20 protein-coding genes are annotated in these 23245 nt (G+C 65.7%); 11 read left to right on the plus strand and 9 right to left on the minus strand.

Annotated elements, in window-relative coordinates:
* The 3 genes from QGG75_19050 to QGG75_19060 all read right to left on the minus strand — a co-directional run.
* A partial coding sequence (locus QGG75_19050; protein MDP6069327.1) for an ABC transporter ATP-binding protein occupies positions 1-1408 on the minus strand: 1408 nt, incomplete at its 3' end.
* Positions 1409-1508: 100 nt separating this feature from the next.
* Positions 1509-2012, minus strand: coding sequence for a transcription termination/antitermination NusG family protein (locus QGG75_19055; GenBank protein ID MDP6069328.1), 504 nt, complete (start codon positions 2010-2012; stop codon positions 1509-1511).
* The gene (locus tag QGG75_19060; protein MDP6069329.1) at positions 2009-2677 is read right to left on the minus strand and encodes a winged helix-turn-helix transcriptional regulator; all 669 of its coding nucleotides are present in this window, start codon (positions 2675-2677) and stop codon (positions 2009-2011) included. The genes QGG75_19055 and QGG75_19060 overlap by 4 nt, the downstream gene beginning before the upstream one ends.
* A 351-nt stretch (positions 2678-3028) precedes the next feature.
* Between QGG75_19060 and QGG75_19065 the strand changes: the two genes are divergently transcribed.
* From QGG75_19065 to QGG75_19080, 4 genes are all read left to right on the plus strand, one after another.
* The gene (locus QGG75_19065; GenBank protein ID MDP6069330.1) at positions 3029-4066 is read left to right on the plus strand and encodes an N-acetylneuraminate synthase family protein; all 1038 of its coding nucleotides are present in this window, start codon (positions 3029-3031) and stop codon (positions 4064-4066) included.
* Entirely contained in the window at positions 4063-5022 is a 960-nt protein-coding gene (locus tag QGG75_19070; protein ID MDP6069331.1) for an NAD(P)-dependent oxidoreductase, read from the plus strand. The genes QGG75_19065 and QGG75_19070 overlap by 4 nt, the downstream gene beginning before the upstream one ends.
* On the plus strand, positions 5022-5753 hold the full coding sequence (locus QGG75_19075; GenBank protein ID MDP6069332.1) for an acylneuraminate cytidylyltransferase family protein: 732 nt from the start codon (positions 5022-5024) through the stop codon (positions 5751-5753). The genes QGG75_19070 and QGG75_19075 overlap by 1 nt, the downstream gene beginning before the upstream one ends.
* A 61-nt stretch (positions 5754-5814) precedes the next feature.
* Positions 5815-7077, plus strand: a complete 1263-nt coding sequence (locus QGG75_19080) for a nucleotide sugar dehydrogenase (GenBank protein MDP6069333.1) — start codon at positions 5815-5817, stop codon at positions 7075-7077.
* Between the two features lie 701 nt (positions 7078-7778).
* Here the strand turns inward: QGG75_19080 and QGG75_19085 are convergent.
* From QGG75_19085 to QGG75_19095, 3 genes are read right to left on the minus strand one after another with little or no spacing between them, the layout of a single operon-like run.
* Positions 7779-9428: a heparinase II/III family protein gene (locus tag QGG75_19085; GenBank protein MDP6069334.1), complete on the minus strand. Its 1650-nt coding sequence runs from the start codon at positions 9426-9428 to the stop codon at positions 7779-7781.
* Between the two features lie 4 nt (positions 9429-9432).
* A complete protein-coding gene (gene rpe, locus QGG75_19090; GenBank protein ID MDP6069335.1) occupies positions 9433-10098 on the minus strand; it encodes a ribulose-phosphate 3-epimerase in 666 nt (221 codons plus the stop codon).
* A gap of 58 nt (positions 10099-10156) precedes the next feature.
* A complete protein-coding gene (locus QGG75_19095; protein MDP6069336.1) occupies positions 10157-11458 on the minus strand; it encodes a transcription antitermination factor NusB in 1302 nt (433 codons plus the stop codon).
* 164 nt (positions 11459-11622) lie between these two features.
* Between QGG75_19095 and QGG75_19100 the strand changes: the two genes are divergently transcribed.
* The gene (locus QGG75_19100; protein ID MDP6069337.1) at positions 11623-11805 is read left to right on the plus strand and encodes a DUF1674 domain-containing protein; all 183 of its coding nucleotides are present in this window, start codon (positions 11623-11625) and stop codon (positions 11803-11805) included.
* Between the two features lie 119 nt (positions 11806-11924).
* Complete coding sequence (locus tag QGG75_19105) at positions 11925-12398, plus strand: thermonuclease family protein (protein ID MDP6069338.1); 474 nt, start codon at positions 11925-11927, stop codon at positions 12396-12398.
* On the opposite strand, the gene QGG75_19110 is transcribed toward QGG75_19105, so the two are convergent.
* Both QGG75_19110 and QGG75_19115 read right to left on the minus strand, forming a co-directional pair.
* Positions 12395-13561: a fumarylacetoacetate hydrolase family protein gene (locus QGG75_19110; protein MDP6069339.1), complete on the minus strand. Its 1167-nt coding sequence runs from the start codon at positions 13559-13561 to the stop codon at positions 12395-12397. The genes QGG75_19105 and QGG75_19110 overlap by 4 nt on opposite strands.
* A gap of 23 nt (positions 13562-13584) precedes the next feature.
* Positions 13585-15495 (minus strand): propionyl-CoA synthetase, encoded by a 1911-nt coding sequence (locus tag QGG75_19115; GenBank protein ID MDP6069340.1) that lies wholly within the window; start codon positions 15493-15495, stop codon positions 13585-13587.
* A gap of 188 nt (positions 15496-15683) precedes the next feature.
* Between QGG75_19115 and QGG75_19120 the strand changes: the two genes are divergently transcribed.
* The 3 genes from QGG75_19120 to QGG75_19130 all read left to right on the plus strand — a co-directional run bounded on the left by QGG75_19120 (position 15684) and on the right by QGG75_19130 (position 18833).
* Positions 15684-16433, plus strand: a complete 750-nt coding sequence (locus QGG75_19120; protein ID MDP6069341.1) for a sulfite exporter TauE/SafE family protein — start codon at positions 15684-15686, stop codon at positions 16431-16433.
* A 44-nt stretch (positions 16434-16477) separates the two neighbouring features.
* Positions 16478-18112: an acyl-CoA synthetase gene (locus tag QGG75_19125; GenBank protein ID MDP6069342.1), complete on the plus strand. Its 1635-nt coding sequence runs from the start codon at positions 16478-16480 to the stop codon at positions 18110-18112.
* A gap of 64 nt (positions 18113-18176) precedes the next feature.
* Positions 18177-18833 (plus strand): VOC family protein, encoded by a 657-nt coding sequence (locus QGG75_19130; GenBank protein ID MDP6069343.1) that lies wholly within the window; start codon positions 18177-18179, stop codon positions 18831-18833.
* 1004 nt (positions 18834-19837) lie between these two features.
* Here QGG75_19130 and QGG75_19135 read toward each other — a convergent pair.
* The gene (locus QGG75_19135) at positions 19838-21214 is read right to left on the minus strand and encodes an AarF/ABC1/UbiB kinase family protein (protein ID MDP6069344.1); all 1377 of its coding nucleotides are present in this window, start codon (positions 21212-21214) and stop codon (positions 19838-19840) included.
* Between the two features lie 402 nt (positions 21215-21616).
* Between QGG75_19135 and QGG75_19140 the strand changes: the two genes are divergently transcribed.
* Positions 21617-22396, plus strand: a complete 780-nt coding sequence (locus QGG75_19140) for an enoyl-CoA hydratase/isomerase family protein (protein MDP6069345.1) — start codon at positions 21617-21619, stop codon at positions 22394-22396.
* Positions 22397-22719: 323 nt separating this feature from the next.
* The gene (locus QGG75_19145; protein MDP6069346.1) at positions 22720-23244 is read left to right on the plus strand and encodes a hypothetical protein; all 525 of its coding nucleotides are present in this window, start codon (positions 22720-22722) and stop codon (positions 23242-23244) included.
* The last annotated feature ends 1 nt before the right edge of the window (position 23245 follow it).

Raw genomic sequence — 23245 nt, forward strand, 5'->3', positions numbered from 1 at the left:
CGGCGTCGCTGGCCTCGAGGCGGCCGATGCGGATGTTGTCGCGCACCGAGGCGTTGAAGATGACGGGATCCTGGCTGACGTAGCCGATGCGCTGGCGCAGACTTTCCAGGCTGATCTCGCCATGCGCCCGGCCGCCGATGGCGATATCGCCAAGTTGTGGCCGATAGAGACCCAGCAACAGGTCGGCCAGCGTCGACTTGCCGATACCCGAGACGCCGACGATGGCGGTGGTGCGGCCGGCCGGGATGGTCAGATTGAGGCCGGCAAAGACCCGGCGGCCGTCGTCGTGTTCGAAAGCAACGTCGCTGAACTCGATATCGCCGGCCAGGCGTTCCACGGCCTCTCCCTCAGCCAACGCCTCGCGCTCGGGAACGGCCTGCAGCAGCTCGTCCATGAGCAAAAGCGAGGGCAGATAGGAAGCCATCTTCATGCGGCGCGCGATGATGAAGTTGAGGTTGGTCAACAGGCGCTGGCTGACGATGACGAAAAAGCCCAGGAGCGCCACGAATTCCTGGGGCTCGACGGCAAAAAAGCGGCGCAACCCGATCAGGCCGACAGCGAGAAAGAGCACGATGAGAAATTCGGTCGACTGGGGCGGGATCTCGCTGAGCGTACGAAAGGCCGTCTCGATGCGGGTGTGGCGAACCAGGCGCTGGCCCAACTCCGCCGCGCTCTGCCGGTAAAGGGCGAACAACTTGACCTGCAGCACGGCGCCGATGGTTTCCGCCACCAGGGCCGAGATCTCCTGATGGAGTTGCTGGCGCAGGCGGCCGAAATGATAGGAATAGCGGAAGGTGGCGCGGCGCACGGCCCAAAACAGCAGCCCCCCCACCAGCGCCACCACCAGCGTGGCCCGCCAGTTGGCGGCCAGCAGCACGCCGCCGAGCACCAGCGCGAGAATCACCCGGTTGACGAAATCGAGGCCGATGGTGACGGCCCGGGCGGCCCGGTAGGGCTCGACGGCGACGTTATGCACCAGCGTGCCCTGGCGCTGCCGGGCCAGGTAGGCCTGGCGCGACGTCAGGTAGTGGCTGAAGATGCGGCCGGCCCAGTCCTGGCGCAGCCTGAGCGCCACATAGGCCGAATAGCCCCGGGTCAGCACCAGCAGCGCACCTTTGGCCAAAAAGGCCCCGGCCAACAGCATGAGCAGGCCCTCGATTTGGGCCCCGGCGGGAAACAGCGCCCGCAATTGGGCACTATAGCGGGCCACGCCATCGCCCTCGCTGGCGGCGCCCAGCAAGCTGGAGATCAGCGGCAGCAGCAACGAGAGGCCGAAGCTTTCGGCCACCGCGGCCAGCAGCATGACGGCCAACAAAAGCGCCACCAGGCCGCCATGGCCGGCCAGCAGGCGGCGCAGGCGGGTTATCGTCCGCGCTCCCTCGGTCTGGTCCATGGTCTTGCCTGCCATCGCCCTATGCCCGCAAGGTTTGAGACGATTTCCCTGGTTTCTCCAGGTTTGCCAACGTTCCCGGCGCCGCGCCGGCCCCACCTCGGCGGCTTGGGGAAGCTCAGCCGGCGCCGCTCAGGACGTCGCTGGCTATCTTGAGGCGCACTTGCCGTCCCATCAGGTCGAGCAGGATAAAAACGCGCCTTTCGTCGGCTATGCCGTCAAAGAGGCCGATCTTTTGGCAAAATACGCCGTCGCGAACACGAACCTTTTCGCCCTGCCGAAAGCCTTCTTCGCTGCCTAGGCGAATCAGGCCGTCGGCACCTTCCTGGGCCCGGATCTCGGCGATGATGGGGTCCGCCAGCGACGGTGCCCGGTCGCCGAAACTGACCAGGTAGGAAACCCCCGGCGCCGTCGCGATGCGTGGCCGCTGGCCGGCCTCGAGGTCGGCGCGCACGAAGAGATAGCGCGGGAATAGCGGGGCCGCGAGGTAATCCAGGCGGCGCGCATGGAAGCGGCGCTTGCGATAGCGCGGCAGATAGGCCTCGAGGCCACGTTCCTCGAGGTTGTTCTGCGCCCAAACCTCTTCCTGGGCCTTGGTATAGACGGCATACCAGGCTTTCATGCGAGCGCCCCCTCGTCGTCACCGGGGGCCTCGCGCGAAACTCCCAACAGCGCCGGAACCAGCACGCGGTCTTTGGGAAACTCGGCGCTGAGCTCCGCCCAAGCCCGTTGCGGCTGGCGCACGTCGGTAAGAATGATGACCTCGGGCCGCTCCAGCTCGACCACCGCGCCGACCAGGGGCAGGTGCAGAAACTCGCCCGCCGGAGCCCCGGGATCGGCGATGCCGATGATCTCGACTTCGTGCTGCAGGCTGCACAAAAGTGCGATTTCGGCCAGCTCGCCGCTGCCGTAAAGCGCCACGCGCCGGAAGCGGCGTTGGCTGCATTCCGCCAGCAAGGTGTCGCACTGGCTGCGGGCCTGGCGATAGAAGTCGAAGGAACGGCGCAGGTAGCCCCCGGTCAGGCGGCTCTTTTCGGCAAAGCCTTTGGGCGTCAAGTAATAGGCGTAGCGGTTGGCCGGAACCTGGGAGATCTTGATCCAGCCCTTGCGCACGCAGCGCTTGAGGTAGGCGTTGGTCAGGCCCAGGGCGATGCCCAGCTCGCTGGCCAAGGTGCGCTGCGTCGCCCTGGCGTCCTCGTGGACCGCGTTCAGCAGCCCCAGCGTAATACGGCTCTCGCTGTCCGCTGCCGGCGCCGTACCCGGTGAAGCTGTGCTTTCGTCGCCCAAGCCTTGCCTCCGCTTCGGTCCCCGGAATGCCGCCTTGCCTGGCCCAGCCCCAGGACGCCTCGGGGCAAAATAATGGGGCGGCTGTGTTCGCGGCGTGAACATTATCTCGTTCACAGGGTGAACGTCAAGTTTTTTTGTTTCATTATAATGCGTTGAGTGTATACCCTGAACTATCAGGGTGAATAGGCGGGTGAGGTTCCCGAGGCGTTCAACCAGCGAACGCCTTGGGGCAGGCATGGCAGGCGGAATTTAGCCAAGCTAAGCCCTGCGTCAAGCCTATTTGCACCGCCGGGGCATTGATCGCGCCCCGCGAACCATGACCAGATGAAAAATCCGGGGTAAGCTTTCGCCATGTCCCTTGCCTTCAAGTCCCGCTTCGAGATCGCCGGCCGGCCCGTCGGCCAAGGCGCTCCGGTGCTGGTGATCGCCGAGGCCGGGGTGGCGCATTTCGGCGACATGGAACTGGCCCGCGCCCTGGTCGACCTGGCGGCCGAGGCCGGGGCCGACGTCTTCAAGACCCAGGTCTTCGACGCAGACGCGTTGTTTGCCGCCGGCGCCCCCGGCGCTGACACGTGGCGCGAACGCCTGCGGCCGCGCAACCTGAGTCTCGATCAGTTCCAGGAACTGAAGGCGCGCTGCGACGCGGCCGGGCTTTTGTTCATGGCCACGGCCCACGACGAATCGCGGCTGCCCTGGCTGCAAGCGCTAGAGGTGCCGGCGGTGAAGATCGGCTCGGGCGAGCGCAACAACCCCGGGTTCGTGCGAAAACTGGCCGAGTTGGGCAAGCCGGTGGTGCTCTCGACCGGCATGTACGGCACCGACGACGTGCGCGAGGCCCTGGCCGCGCTGGCCGCCGGCGGCGCCGACCGGGTGGCGCTGCTGCATTGCGTGACCAGCTATCCCACCCCCGATGCCGACGTCAACCTGGCGGCCATGGACGCCTTGCGCACCCTGTTTCCCGGACCGGTGGGCTATTCCGACCACACGCCGGACCATATGGCGCTGCTGGCCGCCGTGGCCCGCGGCGCCGAGGTGGTGGAGAAGCACATCACCATCCTTCGCGACGTGCCCGAGGCCCAGGACTGGAAGGTCTCGGCCGGGCCCGAGGATTTCCCCGCCCTGGTGGCCGACATCAGGCGCCTCGAGACTCTGCTGGGACACGGCCGCAAGGAAGCGGCGCCCTCGGAAGCGGCGGGTATGGCCTGGGCGCTCAAATCGGTGGTGGCGGCGGACCAGCTCGAGGCCGGCCGCATCCTGGGCCCCGGCGATCTGGTGGCCAAGCGCCCCGGCAACGGCGTGCCGGCCAGCCGGCTGGAGGAATTCATCGGCCGGCGCTTGCGCCATACCGTGGCCGCCGACAGCGCGCTTTCCTTCGAGGATATCGAATGAGGCGGCTGCTTTATTACGACGTTCTCGGCTATCTGCCGGAAAACAGGGCGCTTCTCGAGATCGCCTTCGAGGTCGTCAGGCTGCCCCATCCGGGCTTTGATACGGATACCGTGCTGGCCGGCCTGGAGGCCTGCTGCGCGCCGCTGGGATTCGCTTTCGATGGCGCCAAGATGGACCGGGCACCCGGACTCCGGGCCATCCTCAGCAATACCACCGGGGTTCCGCACATCGACATGGCGGCGGCGGCCGAGCGCGGCATCGCGGTCTTTTCGCTGGCCGACCAACAGGAGTTCCTGGCCACCATCACGGCCACCGCCGAGCACGCCTTCGGGCTCATGCTGGCGCTGCTGAGAGGCACGCCGTGGAGCCATGCGGCGGCCCTGGAGGGCAAGTGGAACCGCTTCGACTTCGGCGCCCCGGCCATGTTGTCGAGGCTCAGCCTGGGGCTGGTGGGAATGGGCCGCCTGGGCCGCCTGATGAGCCGCTACGGCAGCGCCTTCGGCATGCGGGTGCGGTTTTTCGATCCCTACGTCGGAGCCCAGGACGGCGGCGCGGAAAAGGTCGAAACGCTGGCCCGGCTGGCGGCACTTTCCGACGTCCTCTCGCTCCATGCCCCGGCCAGGGACGAAACCCGCCACCTGATCGATCAGGGGATTCTGGCCGCCTGCCGGCCCGGCGCGGTGCTGATCAACACCGCCCGGGGCGAGTTGGTCGACGAATCGGCATTGCTGGCGGCACTGCGGGAAGGCCGCCTGGCCGGCGCCGCCCTGGATGTTCTGGACGGCGAATACGAGCCCGGATTCCGGGCCGCCGGACATGCCCTGGTGGCCTATGCCCGCGAGCATCGGAACCTGCTGCTGACGCCCCACATCGGCGGCTCGACCGAGGACGCCTGGCGCGAAACCCAGCGCCATGTCATCGAACGCGCCATCGCCCATTTCGGGGCGCCGGGCTGATGCAATTGCAACACGGCATATGCTGGGGCCTGGTGCCGGCGCGGGCCGGCTCGAAAAGCCTGGCGCTGAAGAATTTGGCACCACTGGCCGGCCGGCCGCTGTTGGATTACGGCGTCCTGGCGGCCCGCCAGGCGGGCCTGGAACGCATCGTCTGCAGTACCGACGGGCCCGAGATCGCGGCGCGCTGCCGGGAACTCGGCATCGCTGTCGACGACCGCCCGGCGGAGTTGGCCGGCGACGAGACACCCGTCTTCGAGGTCATCGCCCAGTGGCTGGAGGCGGTGGACCGGCGCCAGGGCGCGGTGCCCGAGATGGTGGCCCTGATACAGCCCACTTCGCCCTTCATCCTGCCGGCCCAGATCAAAGCCACCGTGGCGCTCTTGCGGGCCGACCCGAAGGCGGCCTCGGCCCAGACCGTGATCCCCTGCCCCCACAACCACCACGCCTACAACCAGCGCCTGGTGGCCGGGAACCAGGTCAGCTGGCGGTTTCCGGACGAACGCCGGGCGGCCTACAACAAGCAGCGCAAACCAGAACATTTTCTCTTCGGCAATCTGGTGGTCTTTCGCAGCCGGGAGGCCCTCGACCAGGGCAGCGTCTTTGCCCAGCCTTCGCTGGCCAGCCCGATACCGCAGGCCTACGGCTTCGACTGCGACGGGCCCGACGACTTTCGCCTGGGCGGTTTGATGCTCGAGGGCGGACTGGTGGCGCTCGACCACCTCGGAGATTGACGCCGTTTCGACCAGTGCGTTAGAGAGGGGCGGTCTTGATCTTGGGCGCGAAACGGAAACCATGAAACACGAGCCCCGCATCGCCGTTGTCGGCTTGGGTTACGTCGGCCTGCCGCTGGCCGTGGCCCTCGCAGGGCGTTACGACGTCAGCGGCTACGACGTGAGCGGCGAGCGCATCGCCGAGCTCGAGCGCGGCCACGACCGCACCGGCGAGATCGCGGCGGCGGCATTGGCCGCGGCCGGGCTCGAGCTGGGCACCGAGGCCGGTATCATGGCCGGTGCCGACGTCTTCATCATTACCGTGCCGACGCCGGTGGATGCCGGCAACGAGCCCGACCTGGGGGCCATCCTGGCGGCCTGCCGTGCGGTTGGCCAGCAGCTCGCCGTGGGCGCCGTGGTGGTGCTCGAAAGCACCGTCTATCCCGGCGTCACCGAAGAAGTCTGCGGCCCGGTGCTGGAAGAGGCCTCGGGACTTAAGGCCGGCCGCGATTTCTTCCTTGGCTATTCGCCCGAGCGCATCAATCCCGGCGACCGCGTCCACACCGTCGATCGCATCACCAAGGTGGTGGCGGGACAGACGCCGGAGGTCAGCGAACGCCTCCGCGAGATCTACGGCGCCGTAACGGCCGAGGTCTTCGTGGCCCGCGACATCCGCACGGCCGAGGCCGCCAAGGTCATCGAAAACGCCCAGCGCGACATCAACATCGCCTTCGTCAACGAGGTCACGGCCATCTTTCACCGCATGGGCTTGTCGGTCTACGACGTGCTCGAGGCGGCCGGCACCAAGTGGAACTTCCTCGACTTCAAGCCGGGTCTGGTGGGTGGCCACTGCATCGGTGTCGATCCCTTCTACCTGGCTTACGCCGCCCGCCAGGCGGGCTATGAACCCGAGGTCATCCTGGCCGGCCGGCGCATCAACGACAACATGGCCGGGTTCGTGGCCGACAGCATCGCCGCGCGGCTCGGCAAACCTGGGCGCATCCTGGTCTTGGGTCTGACCTTCAAGGAGGACGTGCCCGATTTGCGCAACACCAAAGTGGTCGACATGGTGCGCGGCCTCGAGGCCCAGGGCCATCAGGTCGAGGTCCATGACCCGCTGGCCGACGCCGCCGAGGCCGAAGCCTATTTTGGTGTGCGGCTGGTTGCCGGGCTCGACGGCGAAAAGTACGATTGTCTGGTGGGGGCCGTGGCCCACGCCGCCTATCGCGACCTCGAGGCCGGCGATTTCCAGCGCCTTTTGGCGCCGGGAGGGCTGCTTGCGGATCTCAAAGGCATGTGGCGAGAACGCTCCCTGCCGCCCGGCTTGGAATATTGGCAACTTTGACCGAAATCGTTTTTGGACGATCGATCGGAAAACATCAGGCTTTTGCTTTAGCCACCAATTTTTTGCAACAGAACGTTCGTTCTTGGGCGCGGTTTCGGCCAGGCGAGAGGCAGCTCCGATCTGGAACCGCCGAAGGCCCGGAGGGGAAGCTATTCTGGCGGCCGAAGGCAACGCGGCCAAACCGGCGAAGACCTGCGGCGGCCCCCGGGGCCGCCCCGCCGCCTTGCCGACCCCTCCCGTGATCATCGGCATAAACCAAGGACTCGCACAATTCTGCGCTTTCTACAGCCCTGACAGAAATTTCGTTTCGCTACAGAAACGAAGTCTTCGTGTTTGATCGAGGATGCTTCGCAGCCCCCCGAAGGATCGAGGAAGCTGTCAAATCTCTCCAGCACGACCGATCGGTCGATTTGTTTTTTGGATTCTTTTTTGAATCACAACAGGTTGGAGCAAGAGTCTGAGATTCAAGATTGACTGAACGGTTGGGCTGTACCATGACCTGCCCAGGTGTTCCCGATGGACTTCCGGAAGGGGCTGGACTTTCCGCGAGAGCGAATAAATCGGCCCTTTGGCACAAAGGAACGCTCGTTCGCACACTTTCCGGTGCCTATATCGCTTCAGACCGGCCGATCGTTCGGTCGATTTCGAGGGGGTTTATCGGCGAATCACAGAATATTGGGCAATTATGCTAATGTGAGCTCTTAGCTGGTCGAAGATCCGGCCGGCGCCTTGCCAGCTTTGTTCAGGGCCCATTTGATGATCGTCTCGCCGCTGCCGGTGGTGCCCCTGATGACCAATTGCAGGCTGCGGCGGATGTCGCTGCCTCCCAGGTAGACGCTGTCCTCCAACCCTAGCCGGCCGCCAGCCTGGTGCAGCGTCCAGCCGCGCCCCCGCGGCGGCTTGATGAGCGCCGAAGCGCCGCCCTGGGCCAGCGAGGCCGGGACCTCGGGATGGAGGTGGAAGCGCACGGCGAAATCACGCGGCCCGGCGCCCTGCAGCAGCGGCTCCAGCACGTCCTCGCCCCGCACCTCGTCGCCGCCCGGCGCCAGGTAGAGGCTGCGCCGGTGCTTGAAGCCGAAACGCTCACGGTAGCCGTCGTGGGCCGCCTCGACCAGCTTGGCGCCGCCGTCCTCGCGGCGCCGCGCGCCCACCGTCGGGCGCTCCGGCACCAGGCCGTCGTCGGCCAGCGCAATGGCGTTGGTGTCCTCCAGCGTCAGTGTCGAGTGAGCCGCCGTAGTGCGCGCCAGATCGCTCCATTTGTGCCCCGGATGGGCGCCGCAGTTGACTATCAGGCGCTGCTTGGCGCTGCTCAACTCGAAACTCAGAAGGCCGGCGTGGGCGCCGGCGGCAAAGGGCGGCGGCGGTGGGGCGCCGGTGTCGATGAAGACCTGCGTCGAGCCCGTGGCCAGGCGATGGTAGCCCGAGTGGGGCGCGGTATCGCTGGCCCGGCCGGGCACATCGGCAACCTCGAGCAGGCCCTCGATCTCGGCTCCGGCGTGCCAGCGCCCGCCGTTGAAGAAGATCGGTCCGCCATCGCCGTGGCGCAGCAGCCGCACCATCGGCGCCAGCCGTTCGACGGCGCCTTGCAGGCCCAGCGGAATCTCGGCCTGGGCCAGGGCCAGCGCCGCCCGTAGCGTCAGCAGGTGGCCCAGCACCTCGATCATGGCGCTGGGGCTGCGCGATACATGGCCGCCGTCGGCCAGCACCTGGCGTTCGATTTCGTGCTCCAGCACCTTTAACTGGCGGCTCGTGCCGGCGCTGCCGGTCAACGCCAAGCGGCCCAGCAACAGCCCGCAAAGCGCTGCCAATCTTGGCTCGCCCTGGCCGGCCCGGCGGCCACAGCGACCGAGATGGCGGAGCTGGCGGCCGAGGTTGGTCATGAAGCCGCGGCGAAAGCTGGGATCGGCACCGTCGAGCAAAAAGCCGGCCTGGGCCGACCAGGCGGCCAGGCGCCGGCCCATCACATCGGCCTGCCAGACCTCGGGCTGCCAGTTGCCATGGCGGGCGATCCAGGAGCGCACCAGCTCGCGCGCGCGCAAGCGCGCCGCCTCGCCGCCGGCCGCCCTGAAGTCACGCAACCAGCCGAAACCATGCAACTCGCGCCGCCAGGCCGGGTCGGCCGTTTCCAGGTCCCAGGGCGGCTCGTTGAGCAGACGCTGCTCGGTGCCGGCGAGGTGGTAGCGGCCCTGGAAGATATCGTTGGCGCGCCGGGCATCGCCGGGCCGGGGATCGCCGACCAGCACGGCGAAGGCCTCCGGCACGGAGCCGCCCAGCGTCGCCTGATAGATCGGATTGCCGTAGAGCGCCCGCTCCCAGAGGCCACGCACCACGGCGCCCGGCCGCCGCCTCAATCGCCTAGCCCTGGCCGCGCAAGAGGCGGATGTTCTCGGCGTAGCCCGCGGGTCCGTCCTTGAAGGTCGCCGAACCCGCCACCAGCACGTCGGCGCCGGCGGCAATGGCCTCGGGCGCCAGCGCCGCGGTCACGCCACCATCAAGCTCGAGGTCGATGTCGCGGCCGCTGGCCTCGATGCGGGCGCGGATTTGGCGCACCTTGTCGAGCTGGCTGGCGATGAAGCTCTGGCCGCCAAAGCCGGGGTTGACGCTCATCACCAGAATCAGGTCGACCAGGTCCATGAGGTTGTCGACGGCTTCCACAGGCGTGCCGGGATTGAGCGAGATGCCGGCCTTGGCGCCGCAGGACTTGATGAGTTGAAGCGTACGATGGACGTGCGGCCCGGCCTCGACGTGGACCGTGACGATGTCGGCGCCGGCGGCCACGAAGGCTTCGACGTAGGCGTCCACCGGGGCGATCATCAGATGCACGTCGAAAACCAGTTTGCTGCAGGGCCTGATGGCCTTTACCACATCGGGCCCGATGCTGATGTTGGGCACGAAGTGACCGTCCATGACGTCGATGTGAATGTAGTCGGCGCCGGCCTCGTCGATGGCCCGGACCTCCTCGCCGAGGCGGGCGAAATCGCTGGAAAGTATCGAAGGCGCAATGCGCACGGGCCGTTGCATGGCCAGCTACCTAGCAGCTTGGCGAAGTCGCTGCAAGGACACCATCACAGCCCCCCTCTCAGCCCTGCCGGCGCAAGCGGGCCGCATAGAAACCATCCAGCCCGCCCTGCTCCGCCAAGTGGCATGGCAGCGTGCGCAAATCGCCCTCCGGGCTAATCAATTCGCTCAAACCTGCCACCTCGGCCGCCGCTATGGGTTGACGTTGCAGCTCGGGATGATCCGCCAGCAGCGCCGCCACGCGTTCCGGCCCTTCGGCCGGCTGCAGCGAACAGACGCAATAGACCAGCACGCCGCCGGGGCCCAGCATGGCAACAGCGGCTTCCAACAAGCGGGCCTGCAGCTCGGCCAGCCGGACCACGTCGCCGGGCCGCTTGAGGTGCGCCACGTCAGGGTGGCGCCGCATGGTGCCGGTGGCCGAGCAGGGCGCATCCAGCAGCACCCCGGCCGGAGTCTCCGCCGGTTGCCAGGCAGCGACGTCGGCCGCGACGGTTTGGGCCTCGAGACCCAGGCGTTGGAGGTTGGCGGCCAGGGTCTCAAGCCGCTTGGCCGCCAGGTCGACGGCGGTGACGGCCTGGCTGAGCGCCAGTTGCGCCGTCTTGCCGCCCGGTGCGGCGCAGAGGTCGACCACCGCCTGGCCGGGCTCGAGCACCGCCGTCAGCAGCTTCGCCGGCAGCGCTGCCGCCGCGTCTTGAACCCACCAGGCGCCCTCGTTGAAGCCGGGCAACTCCTCGATGCGGCCACCCAGTGCCCGCCGCAGGCTGCCGCCGGGCAGCACCACGGCGTCGAGGCGCCGGGCCCAGCCGGCGGCGTCGTGCTTGACCGAGATATCCAGCGTCGGATCGGCCAGGTGGGCGCTGGCGATGGCCCGGGCCGTGGCCTCGCCGTAGGCCGCGCACCAACTCTGCCAGAGCCACTTCGGCGTGTTCAGGCGGGCGCCGTCAAGATCCGCCAGCAAGCCTTCGCCCTCTCGCACGAGGCGCCTGAGCACGGCGTTGACCAGGCCACGAAAGGGGCTCTTGGCGCCCAACAGCCGCACCGTACCGTCGACGGCGGCATGGGCCGGGGTGTCGAGCAGGAGAATCTGTGCCGCTCCCAGGCGCAGGGTATTGCGCAGCCGGCTCAGCCGCTTGCCCAGCGGCCGTTCCAGGCAGCGCCCGATGACCTCGTCGAGCTGACCCAGGTGGCGCAACACGGTGCTTGCCAATAGGCGTGCGAAAGCCCGGTCGCGGGCCTCCAGGCGGGCCAGCCGGCCACCGTCCTCGAGGGCCGACGCCACGGCATCGTCGAGCGCCTGGTGACGCTCCAGCACCGCCTCCAGCAAGGCCAGAGCCGCCGCCCGGGATTTCTTTCCGCTCGCCATGGCGCCCGGTTTAGCGCATTTCGAGTTCAAGAGGAAACGCCCACGGGGTGGCGCGACAGCAGGTCACGCCGGCGCCGCCAGCAGCGTCGGCTGTCACGGGTAGCTGAAACTGGGCAAAAAGGCGGCGAATTGACAGGCCGAAGCGTAGCGACCAGGGTAGGACGATGAACTATGCCAACCAGCCGCCAGCCTCTGAAGTTGAAGACCTTTCCCCGGACAAACGCCGCCGCAAGCCCAAAAAGCAGGACCCAAAGGCTGACCCGATCGAGGAGATCGGCGGCCCGGCGGGGCCCGAGCCGACCCGCTACGGTGATTGGGAACGCAAGGGAATCATCAGCGATTTCTGATTTCAGGCCGTGCCTCGGTGAGAAATTCTGAATAGGAATTATTTCCGATTTGTTCTTGAATTGTTCTTTTCTTCGCGATAGCATTCCGCATCCTGCACCGATCATCGAGATCCGCCTTCATGGCTGGCCGTATCGTCGCCACTATTTTCCCGCTCGCGCTGCTGCTGTTGGCGCTGCAGGCGGGACCTTGGCTACGCGTCGGCGATCTTGGCGTGGCCGCGCGTGAGGTTCTCGACGGCCCCATCCCGGCCCGCCTGGTGGCGGTGATCGACGGTGACACCATCGCCGTCGAGGCCCGGGTCTGGCTGGGCCAGAAGCTGACCATCAAGGTCCGCCTGCAAGGCATCGACGCGCCCGAACTGAAGGGGCGGTGCGAGCGCGAACGCAGCTTGGCCGTGCGAGCCCGCGATCTCGTCAGTCAGCGGATCGGCAGCGGCCAGGTGCGCCTCGCCGATGTGCGCTACGGCAAGTTCGCCGGCCGCGTGGTGGCCCGGGTGATCACCGCCGCAGGCGCCGATGTGGGCCAGGAACTGCTGGCCGCCGGACTGGCCATTCCCTACCGGGGCGGCGTTCGCCAAAGCTGGTGCAGCTAAAGCAGTCCTCTGGCCGCCAGGTTTTTCATCAAGGCCGCGCTGCCGAAAGTCCAGGGCTTGATTTGATCGCTCAAGCCGACGCGGTTGATCAGGGCGCCGAACTCGGGCGCCGAGATGGTCACGCGGTCGCCCAATTTGTGGCTGAAACCGGCGCCCGGCTCGGCGCGGTCGTCGACCGGCGCGAACATGGTGCCGGTGAACAGTACCAGCCCGTCCGGGTACTGGTGGTTGGGCCCGATGGTCTGGGCCACCAGGTCGGCCGGATCGCGGCTGATCTGGGCCAGCGAACTGGTCTCGCGCAAATGATAGCCGTCCTCGCCCACCACCTCGAGACCGACGGTGCAGTTACGCACGTCGTCGAGGTCGAAATCGTCGTCGAAAAGGCGAATGAAGGGGCCCAGGGCACAAGAGCCGTTGTTGTCCTTGGCCCGGCCCAGCAGCAGCGCGCTGCGGCCCTCGAAATCGCGCAGGTTGACGTCGTTGCCCAGCGTTGCGCCGACGATGGTGCCGGCGGCGCTGACCACCATGACGACCTCCGGCTCGGGGTTGTTCCAGACCGAATCCGGGTGCAGCCCGACGGTTTCGCCCAGCCCCAGCGCCGACATCGGTTGGGCCTTGGAGAAAACCTCGGCATAGGGGCCGATGCCGACCTCCAAGTAGGGCGACCACAAGCCCTTTTCGATCAGCACCTGTTTGACTCCCTCGGCCTCGGCGCTGCCCGGTGTGAGGTCCGAAAGCTGGGCGCCGACCTCGTCCACCAGGGCCTGGCGGATGGCCGCCGCCTCGGCCGGGTCGCCCTCGGCGCGCTCCTCGATGAGGCGCTCCAACATGCTTTTGACGAAGGTCACGCCACAAGCCTTGACGGCCTGCAGATCGACCGGCGCCAGCAGCCAGGGCTGACTTTCGTTGCGCTTCCGCGCGTCACTGTTGGCCAGCAACTCCCCGATCCCGCAAATCCGTTCGCCGCCGGCCGCCAGGGCCGGGGGATCGGCCGCGTTCAAGAGATCCGCCATGGTGGGCGTCTCGGCCGTGAGGTCGAAGACCTCGTTCTCCCGGATCGCCACGATGGCCGGCCCCGCCGGCGCCCCCGGTAGCCAGACCCGCCCCACCAGCGTCGCCGGGTGGTCAGGCAGGATGTGCGCCGGGCTCAGGTCCAGATCCATGGCGTACCCCGGTTTGCCGAACCTCAGCTCTTGCGTGCGCCGGCCAGGCCGAGACCGATCAGGGCTTCTTCGATCTCGCCCAGGATGGCCGGATCGTCGATGGTCGCCGGCGCTTTGTAGTCCTGGTTGTCGGCGATCTTCTGCATGGTGCCGCGCAGGATCTTGCCCGAACGCGTCTTGGGCAGGCGCTCGACCACGGCGGCCTGCTTGAAGGCGGCCACCGGTCCGATCTTCTCGCGCATCAGGGCCACGGCCTCGCCGATGATGTCGCCGTTGGATCGAGCCACGCCGGCCTTGAGCACCAGGAAACCGACCGGAGTTTGGCCCTTGAGCTGGTCCGCCACGCCGACCACGGCGCATTCGGCGACGTCGGGGTGGGCGGCCAGCACTTCTTCCATGCCGCCGGTCGAGAGGCGGTGGCCGGCGACGTTGATGATGTCGTCGGTGCGGCTCATGATGTAGAGGTAACCGTCCTCGTCCTGATAGCCGGCATCGGCGGTCTTGTAGAAGCCGGGGAACTCCTCGAGATAGCTGGCGATGTAGCGCTCGTCGGCCTGCCAGAGCGTCGGCAGGGTGCCCGGCGGCAGCGGCAGCTTGCAGCAGATGGCGCCGATTTCGCCAGGCTTGACGGGCTTGGCGTCGGCGTCCACGACTTGTACGTCCCAGCCCGGCACGGCCTTGGTGGGCGAGCCCGGACGCACCGGCAAGGCGTGCAGGCCGAGGCAATTGGCGGCGATGGGCCAGCCCGTTTCGGTCTGCCACCAGTGGTCGATGACCGGGCGCTGGAGGTGGTTCTCGGCCCAGGCCAAGGTGTCGGGATCGAGGCGTTCGCCGGCCAGGAAGAGGGTCTTGAAGTTCGACATGTCGTACTGCTTCAGCAGCTCGGCCTCGGGGTCCTCGCGCTTGATGGCGCGAAAGGCGGTGGGGGCGGTGAACATCACCGAAACCTTGTGATCGGCGATGACGCGCCAGAAGGCGCCGGCGTCGGGAGTACCCACGGGCTTGCCTTCGTAGACCACGGTGGTGCAGCCATGCAGCAGCGGCGCGTAGACGATGTAGGAATGGCCGACCACCCAGCCCACGTCCGAGGCGGCCCAGTAGACCTCGCCGGGATCGACGTCGTAGATCGCCTTCATCGACCACTTCAGCGCCACGGCGTGGCCGCCGTTGTCGCGCACCACGCCCTTGGGCTCGCCGGTGGTGCCGGAGGTGTAGAGGATATAGAGGGGATCGGTGGCGGCCAGCGGCACGCAGTCGTGGGGCTGGGCCGCCTTCATGGCCTCGGCCCAGTCGAGGTCGCGGCCCGCGGTCAGCCCGCCCGGCGCCTGGGGGCGCTCGAGGATGATGCAGTGGTCGGGCTTGTGCGCGGCCTGCTCGATGGCGCCGTTCAAGAGCGGCAGATACTCGATGACACGGCCGCCCTCGATGCCGCAGGTCGCCGAGACCATGGCTTTGGGTTTGGCGTCGTCGATGCGTATCGCCAGCTCGTTGGCGGCAAAGCCGCCGAAGACCACGGAATGGACCGCCCCCAGCCGGGCACAGCCCAGCATGGCGATCAGGGTTTCGGGCACCATGGGCATGTAGATCACCACCCGGTCGCCCTTGGTTACGCCCTGGCCGGCCAAGACCCCGGCAAAGCGCGCCACCTGATCCTGCAGCTCGGCGTAGGTCAGCGTCCTGACGGTGTCGCCGGTGACGGGACTGTCGTAAATGATTGCCGCCTGGTCGCCGCGGCCGGCTTCGACGTGGCGGTCGACGGCGTTGTAGCAGGTGTTGAGCTCGCCCCCCGTGAACCAGCGATAGAAGGGCGGATTGCTGGCGTCCAGCACCTTGTCCCAGCGCCGGGTCCAGTGGATGTCCTCGGCCGCGGCGGCCCAGAAGGCGTCGGGATCGCCGAGCGATTGGGCATGGGCCTCGTCGTAAGGGTTGCTCATCTTGGTCCTCCCGGATCTTTTTGCGCCCTGCCAGGGCCCGCGCCTTTGCAGGCAACTCACACGATTTCGGCCGCCTGAGCAAGATCGAATTCGCCGCACTGGCCGTGCCAGCTTGACAATGGCGACGTCATGGGCTCAATCGGGGACAGGGGTGGCGGAGGCTTTGGGCAAGCGGGAAAGGCTGGACGGTGGTCGTTGATCCCTGGTTCTACGCCTTCGCGGTGCCCTCGATCCTGTTGATCGGCATCTCCAAGGGCGGCTTCGGCTCCGGCCTGGGCATCCTTACCGTACCTTTGCTGGCACTGGTCGTGCCGCCGCTGCAGGCGGCCGGGATTTTGCTGCCCATACTTTGTCTGATGGACCTGGTCGGGCTGTGGGCCTACCGGGCCAAGTGGGACCGCCCCAACATGCGCATCATGGTGCCGGCGGCACTGGGCGGCATCGCCATCGGCACGGCCACGGCGGGCCTGCTGGACGAACGCCACTTCCGCCTCGTCATCGGCGGCATCGCCGTCGCGTTCGCCCTCGATTACTGGCTGCGCCGGGGCGAGGCCCGGGCGGCCACCGGGCGCTCGCTGGCCAAGGGCGGCTTCTGGTCGCTGGTGGCCGGCTTCACCAGCTTCGTCAGCCATGCCGGCGGGCCGCCGATCTCGATCTACCTCTTGCCCCAAAAGCTCGACAAAACCATCTACGTGGGATCCACGGTGGTGCTGTTTGCCGTCATCAATTACGTCAAGCTGGTGCCCTATGCCTGGCTCGGCCAGTTGGCGCCGGGCAACCTCTGGACCTCGCTGGTGCTGGCGCCCTTGGCGCCGCTGGGCATGGGGCTGGGCATCTGGCTGCACAACCGCGTCTCGCCGCGCTTTTTCTATCAGGCCTGCTACGTGCTGATCTTCGTGGTCGGGGCCAAGCTGGTATGGGACGGGGTAGTCGGTTAGAACACCTCAAGATCGACGAGAATTGCCTGTCCGGGAGAAGGCACATGTCCAACCCCTATGAGCGCAACCTCGACCAGGTCGCGGCCAACTACCAGGTGCTCAGCCCGCTCACCTTCATCGAGCGCAGCGCCGCCGTCTATCCCCAGCGCACGGCCGTGGTTCATGGCGATTTGCGCAGGAGTTGGGCCGAGACCTATGCCCGCTGCCGCCAGCTCGCCTCGGTGCTGGCGGGCCACGGCGTTGGCCTTGGCGATACTGTGGCGGTGATGGGTGCCAACACGCCCGAGCTTTACGAATGCCACTTCGGCGTGCCCATGACGGGCGGCGTGCTCAACGCCCTCAACATCCGCCTCGATGCCGAGGCCATCGCCTTCATCCTCGACCACGGCGAGGCTCGTGTGCTGATCACGGACAGCGAGTTTTCCCACACCATCAAGGCGGCGCTCGAGCTTTGTGATGTCGAGCCGCTGGTCATCGATATTGACGATGCCTTACGCGAACCCGACTTCGGTGGCGAGCTGCTGGGCGAGATGGACTACGAAGCCTTCATAGCCCCAGGGGACCCCGAATTCGACTGGTCGCTGCCCGACGACGAATGGCGGGCGATATCGCTCAACTACACCTCCGGCACCACCGGCAACCCCAAGGGCGTGGTCTACCACCACCGTGGCGCCTACCTCAACGCCATGGGTAACGTCGTCTGCTGGAGCATGGCGCAGCATCCCACCTACCTCTGGACGCTGCCCATGTTCCACTGCAACGGCTGGTGCTTTCCCTGGACCTTGGCGGCCCTGGCCGGCACCAGCATCTGCCTGCGCAAGGTCACGGCGGGGGGCATCTTCAGCGCCATCGAGCGCGACCGGGTCGATCATTTCTGCGGCGCTCCCGTGGTGCTCAACTTCATCATCAACGCAACGGATGAGGAGCGCCGCACTTTCGATCACGAGGTCAAGGTGATGACGGCCGCCGCGCCGCCGCCGCCGGCCGTGCTCGAGCGCATGGCGGCCGAGGGCTTTGCCGTGACCCACGTCTACGGCCTGACCGAGACTTACGGACCGGCCGTGGTCTGCGCCTGGCAGGACGATTGGGACGATCTCGGGCCGGCCGAACAGGCCAGCCTGAAATCGCGCCAGGGCGTGCGCTACCACGTGCTGCACGGCCTCAGCGTGCGCGACCCCGAGACCATGGCGGCCGTGCCGCCCGACGGCGAGACCATGGGCGAGGTCATGTTCCAGGGCAACATCGTCATGAAGGGCTACTTCAAGAACCCGCAAGCCACCGAAGAAGCGCTCTCGGGCGACTGGTTCCATTCCGGCGACTTGGGCGTGCTGCAGCCCGACGGCTACATTCAGCTCCGCGACCGTTCCAAGGACATCATCATCTCGGGCGGCGAGAACATCTCCTCGATCGAGGTCGAATCCGTGCTCTACCGCCATGCCGCCGTGCTCGAGGCCGCCGTGGTGGCCAAGGCCGACGAAAAATGGGGCGAGACGCCCTGCGCCTTCGTCGAACTCAAGCCCGACGCCGGCCCGGTCGAGGCCCAGGAGATCATCGATTTCTGCCGCCAGAACTTGGCGCATTACAAGTGCCCGCGCTACGTCGTCTTCGGGCCGCTGCCCAAGACCTCGACCGGAAAGGTCAAGAAATTCGAGCTCAGGGACCAGACGGCGACAGTCTGAAACTGGGCGGCGGGCTTTCCCGACCTAGATTCCTCCGCGCCAACCAATGGCGCGGGGGTGGACCATGAAACTCAGCGGCATCAATCATCTCGCCTTCATCACCGGCGACATGGAAAAGACCATTCGTTTCTATCGCGACCTCTTGGGCATGGAGCTGACGGCCGGCATCGGCCATCCCGGCTTCCGCCACTATTTTTTCACCGGCGGCAACACCCAGGTGGCGTTTTTCGAGTACGCCGGCGCCAGCCCCATGGAGCCCAAGAACCACGGCAGCCCGACGCGGGCGCCCTTGGGCTTCGACCACGTCTCCTTCACCACCGCCAGCCGGGCCGAGCTCTTCGAGCTCAAGGACCGCCTGACGGCGGCCGGCTGCGAAGTCAGCGGCGCCGTCGACCACGGCATCATCTGGTCGATCTATTTCTTCGATCCCAACAACATCCCCCTCGAGGTGAGCTGGGACTGCATGGAGATCACCAAGGTGCCGGCCATGGACGAGGCCGTGCCCATGGAAATCGTCGCCGAAGGCGCCGAGCCCCAGCCCGGCCACTGGCCCGAACCCACGGAGTGGACGCCCCAGAGCGAGATGTCCGCCTGGCCCGGCAACGCCTACACCATGCGCGAGACGCTGATCGCCGAGGGTAGGGGCAGGAACAAGGCGGAATACGAGGCCATCCCGGAAGCCGAGCGTTTTCGCGAACGGCCGGAGGAAGCGGCGGAGTAGGGGGTTAATCTCTCCCAGCGGTCCCGATCCGTGAATCGTAATTTTGCCATTACCATGGGTACATGCTCGCCTTCCGAGCGCGGTGTATCATCAACCGGATCATACGTTCTTTGGGGTTTGCTACGGACTGGTCCAAAAGCATATGGATGTTTTCGAATCGTCGAAATCGCTGAATTGAAATATTTCGACAAACTATTTATGACCCTTTTTGGAGGAGCTGATTCCCCTGAAAACTCCATCCCAAAATTGGGGTAGTGCCTAAGAAAAAATGAGAAATAGCGCATGTCAAAAATACTTTCTTGTGAAATAAATGGCAAAAATGGAGTCTCGTCGGTGGGTACTATTGCTTCACCAGAAGGCCAGTTAATTCGGACCTCAGAAGATTTTCCCGATGTCGAACTGATCGAAATTTTATGATCCTCGCACGAAAAATAAAATTCACGTATGGTAGGCTGAGATCCTCTCTTGCCAAACAAGAAAGTAAAAACTGCATCGACCTGTTTGCGTGACTTTCCGCGCTGGATACTAGTGACAATAGATAACTCAAAGGTGTCAGAACGCCCAGCCCGGCCACCTCGATAATGTGCTATCTGATCGAATGCACCTAAGAAAAATGGATCTTTGTTGAAATTTGGAGTGTCCTGAGAGAGAAGTAGATCCACAGCCAATCGAAATAACGCTAGAAACGACGTTTTTCCGGTGCTATTTTCCCCAAGCAATATGGTGATTGGGGAGATCTTGCGCGGGGAAAGAAAGTGAAAACATCTTGCATTTGTGATACCAAATCTCATGCTTCACCTGTTGTTGCTAACATGTGAAAGAAAATGGCCAAAAAAAATTCAAACACGCGGAACGGATCAATAACAAAATATTCTCTCATGACGGTCCAGGATGGAAAGGCCAAAACCACAACACACAGCCTAGCCTAATGCCCAAAACATAATACAGCAACGCCCGTCATAGGATATTGTTTTCTTCGGCGAGGAAGGTTCTTTGAGTAAGGATCAGCCTTCCAGCTCGATCCCCAGCTTTTTCAGCACCCGGGTCTGGCGCCGCCGCAGCTTGGCCTCGTCGAAGTCCTCGATCAGGTCGTGGAACATCTCGAACCAGTTGATCTCGGCCTTGAGGCGCAGGAAGACACCGCCCAGCCCGATGGCAGCGCGGTCCATGAAGACGAACTCCCTGGGCGGCGTCACACCGCCCCGTTCCTTGAGCTGGCGGTGCACTTTTTCCGCCACGTCACGGCCGTAGATGCCGGATTCCTCGAACTCCTGAATGCGCCGCGAACGGTTTTCCAACAACGGCGCATAAACGAATTCGGCCCACAGGTTGAGGGTTTCGAGAACCTCGTTGGAAAGCCCTACGAATCCCCAGGTCTCGTAGGCGTGCACGGCCAGTTCGCGGTCGTCGTCGCGGATTGCCCGGTAGAGGTCGATGACGCCCTGCACGAAGCGCGCCTCGAAGATGCGGATGCAGCCGAAGTCCAAGAGGTTGAGCGCCAGATCTGGCCGGGCCGTGTAGTTGCCGAGGTGGGGATCGGCATGAATGACGCCGCCCTGGTAGAAGGGCAGGTACCAGGCGCGGAAGAGATTGAGGGCGATCCGGTTGCGCGTCTCCTGGTCGCTATCGAGGAAATCCCAGAGCGGCCGGCCCTCGAGCCAAGTCATGCTAAGCAGCCGCCCACTGGAAAGCTCGGGCACCACCTCGGGCACGTGGACGTGGGGCTCGTCTGCCAAGAGTTCGGCATAGAGCCGCAGGTGGCGGGCCTCGCGGTCGTAGTCGAGTTCTTCGTGCAGGCGTTCGCTGATCTCGGCGTGCACGTGGGTGGTGTCGATGGCTGTCTCGCCGCGGCCGTAGATGGCGAAGATGAGCTTGAGCTGACGCAGGTCGGCCTCGACCACCGAGCCCATGTCGGGGTACTGCAGCTTGCAGGCCAGCTGACGGCCATCGTGCGCCGTGGCCCGGTGGACCTGGCCCAGCGAGGCGGCGGCGGCGGCCTGGTGCTCGAAGTCGGCGAACTTTCCCTGCCAGTCGCGGCCCAGTTCGCTGGCCATGCGGCGCTTGACGAAGGGCCAGCCCATGGCCGGCGCGTTGGCCTGCAACTGGGCCAGCTCGGCGACGTATTCCCTGGGCAGCGCCTCGGGGATGGTCGACAAGAGCTGCGCCACCTTCATCAGCGGCCCCTTGAGGCCACCCAGGGCGCGGCGCAGATCAGCGGCATGGCCGGCCCGGTCGATGGGAATGCCCAGCACGCGCTCGCCGGCCAGCCTGGCCGCGACGCCGCCGATGGCGCTGCCGACCCGCACGTAGCGCCGCACCCGGCCGCCGAGACGGTGGCCTTCACGCGCCAAGATGCCACCCCCTGCCGAAGCCTCCCCCATCGAGGCGAAGGGATGCACGCATCTTCAAGGGCGCAGCCGCTTGAAGCATGGGGAATTGACCACAGAGGCACAGAGGCACAGAGAGAGTTTTCGGGGCGCGCCGCGGCGGAGACTTCATGAGCCAACGGTTCTCATCGGGTCTCAGCTGTCTTCTTACCGGACGCTGACCCACCGATACAGGTATCGGGACGCTTCCTTGGCGATAACGCCGACCAGACAACCGGCGCCATTGGCCTCTAAGAGAATCTCTGTGCCTCTGTGCCTCTGTGGTGAATCTACAGGGCTTTTCCACGGCTCAGCCGGTGCCAGGCCTGACCGGAACGTTAACAATGCGATGTGTGCATGCCTTGTCCCACAAAGGGGGAAGGGGGTGTTTGCTATCGCCGCCAGGGAGCTGAAACCATGAGCAGCACCATCATCGTCGAACACCGCGGCCCCGTGGCCTGGATCACGCTCAACCGGCCCCAGGCCATGAACGCCCTGACCATGCCGCTGATGCGCGAATTGGGCTCGGCGCTGGAAAGCCTCGAGGCCCATCCGGACGTCCGGGTGCTGGTGCTGACAGGTGCCGGCCGGGCTTTTTGCGGCGGCGCCGATCTCAAGGACGTGGCCGGCGCCACCCCGGGCGCCGCCATCGCCGCCTTCATCGAGGTGGCGAGGCCGGTGGTCAGCCATTTGGCCGCCTTCCCCAAGCCCGTCATCGCCGCCGTCAACGGCCTGGCGCTCGCCGGCGGTCTCGAACTGGTGCTGTGTTGCGATCTGGCGGTGGCCGCCGAAGGCGCCAAGCTGGGCGACGCCCATGCCAATTATGGTTTGATTCCGGCCGGCGGCGGCTCGGTGCGCCTGACCCGGCGCATCGGGCCGCAGCGCGCCAAATTGTTGCTCTTTACCGGCCGCTTCGTCAGCGCCCGCGAGGCGCTCGACCTCGACCTCGTGACCGCAGTCTGTGCCGACGCGGATCTTATGGACGAGGTTCAGGAACTGGCCCAGACCATCGCCGCCAAGAGCCCGCTGGGCCTCAAGCGCATGAAGTCGCTGGTCGCAGATGCCACGCGGCTCGACGAAGACGAAGCCCTGCGGGCCGAAGAACGCCTGGCCATCGAGCATTCCGATTCCGCCGACGCTCGAGAAGGCCTGGCCGCCTTCGGCGAAAAACGAAACCCCGCTTTCGAGGGCCGCTAAGCTGCTGACCGGCAGTTTCTTTTGTGATCGCGGCAGGTCCGCGGCTGGAGGCACTCCGGCCGCAGTGGCAGCGGGGCCAAAAAGTCGCTAATGACCCAGAGCCGACATTAGGTCGTCTGGAAGGAGGCCAAATACGTTTCAACCAAGGCAGCCTCAACAAGCCATCTTGCCACGCCCTGCTGCTCGATCTTACGCTACGCTTCACGCCAAACAGCAGGGCACAACCAAGCGCCAGACTCTCTCATAGGCGATGGACCATCTAACGAGGGCAGGCCGGAAACTCTTTTTTGGTTTGGCACTCCGCTGGACATCGGGATGGCAACATGGAACGCATCGACATTTCCCAGCTAACCTTCATTGGCCGCGATTTGGATCGACCGGAATGCGTCGCAGTCACACGGAAAGGCGAGATTTATTGTTCCGACCGGCGTGGCGGTGTCGCGCGTTTGCTCGGCAACGCAGCGCCGGAGCTTATTCTGGCCACCCAGGGGGACATCCCCGAAGGATTGATAACCAACGGTTTCTCGATGACGCCGGACGGCGGTTTCCTGCTAGCCAATCTCGCCGATTCAGGCGGGGTGTGGAAGCTGGCGCGCGATGGCACGTTAGAACCGTTCCTGATCGAGGTGGACGGAGTAACCCTGCCGTCCATCAATTTCGTCAATCGCGACGAGGCGGGACGGGTCTTCCTCGCGCTGGAAATGCTTCTTGGTGAAGGCGATGAAATCGGGCACGAGCGCGGCACTATCCTCCGGGCGGCCCTCGTCAAGGGCTTTGATGATGTCGTTGATTTGTCCGATAAGGCGGCGGTGGTCCTCGTCCACCGGCTTGTTTTCCAACTCGAATGAT

The organism is Alphaproteobacteria bacterium, assembly GCA_030740435.1.
Lineage (GTDB): Bacteria > Pseudomonadota > Alphaproteobacteria > UBA2966 > UBA2966.

Bases quoted from the DNA above. Each gene is read 5' to 3' on its own strand.
- QGG75_19055 (MDP6069328.1), bottom strand. From the start codon at position 2,012: ATGAAAGCCTGGTATGCCGTCTATACCAAGGCCCAGGAAGAGGTTTGG.
- QGG75_19065 (MDP6069330.1), top strand. From the start codon at position 3,029: ATGTCCCTTGCCTTCAAGTCCCGCTTCGAGATCGCCGGCCGGCCCGTC.
- QGG75_19070 (MDP6069331.1), top strand. From the start codon at position 4,063: ATGAGGCGGCTGCTTTATTACGACGTTCTCGGCTATCTGCCGGAAAAC.
- QGG75_19075 (MDP6069332.1), top strand. From the start codon at position 5,022: ATGCAATTGCAACACGGCATATGCTGGGGCCTGGTGCCGGCGCGGGCC.
- QGG75_19080 (MDP6069333.1), top strand. From the start codon at position 5,815: ATGAAACACGAGCCCCGCATCGCCGTTGTCGGCTTGGGTTACGTCGGC.
- rpe (MDP6069335.1), bottom strand. From the start codon at position 10,098: ATGCAACGGCCCGTGCGCATTGCGCCTTCGATACTTTCCAGCGATTTC.
- QGG75_19095 (MDP6069336.1), bottom strand. From the start codon at position 11,458: ATGGCGAGCGGAAAGAAATCCCGGGCGGCGGCTCTGGCCTTGCTGGAG.
- QGG75_19100 (MDP6069337.1), top strand. From the start codon at position 11,623: ATGAACTATGCCAACCAGCCGCCAGCCTCTGAAGTTGAAGACCTTTCC.
- QGG75_19105 (MDP6069338.1), top strand. From the start codon at position 11,925: ATGGCTGGCCGTATCGTCGCCACTATTTTCCCGCTCGCGCTGCTGCTG.
- QGG75_19110 (MDP6069339.1), bottom strand. From the start codon at position 13,561: ATGGATCTGGACCTGAGCCCGGCGCACATCCTGCCTGACCACCCGGCG.
- QGG75_19115 (MDP6069340.1), bottom strand. From the start codon at position 15,495: ATGAGCAACCCTTACGACGAGGCCCATGCCCAATCGCTCGGCGATCCC.
- QGG75_19125 (MDP6069342.1), top strand. From the start codon at position 16,478: ATGTCCAACCCCTATGAGCGCAACCTCGACCAGGTCGCGGCCAACTAC.
- QGG75_19130 (MDP6069343.1), top strand. From the start codon at position 18,177: ATGAAACTCAGCGGCATCAATCATCTCGCCTTCATCACCGGCGACATG.
- QGG75_19135 (MDP6069344.1), bottom strand. From the start codon at position 21,214: ATGGGGGAGGCTTCGGCAGGGGGTGGCATCTTGGCGCGTGAAGGCCAC.
- QGG75_19140 (MDP6069345.1), top strand. From the start codon at position 21,617: ATGAGCAGCACCATCATCGTCGAACACCGCGGCCCCGTGGCCTGGATC.
- QGG75_19145 (MDP6069346.1), top strand. From the start codon at position 22,720: ATGGAACGCATCGACATTTCCCAGCTAACCTTCATTGGCCGCGATTTG.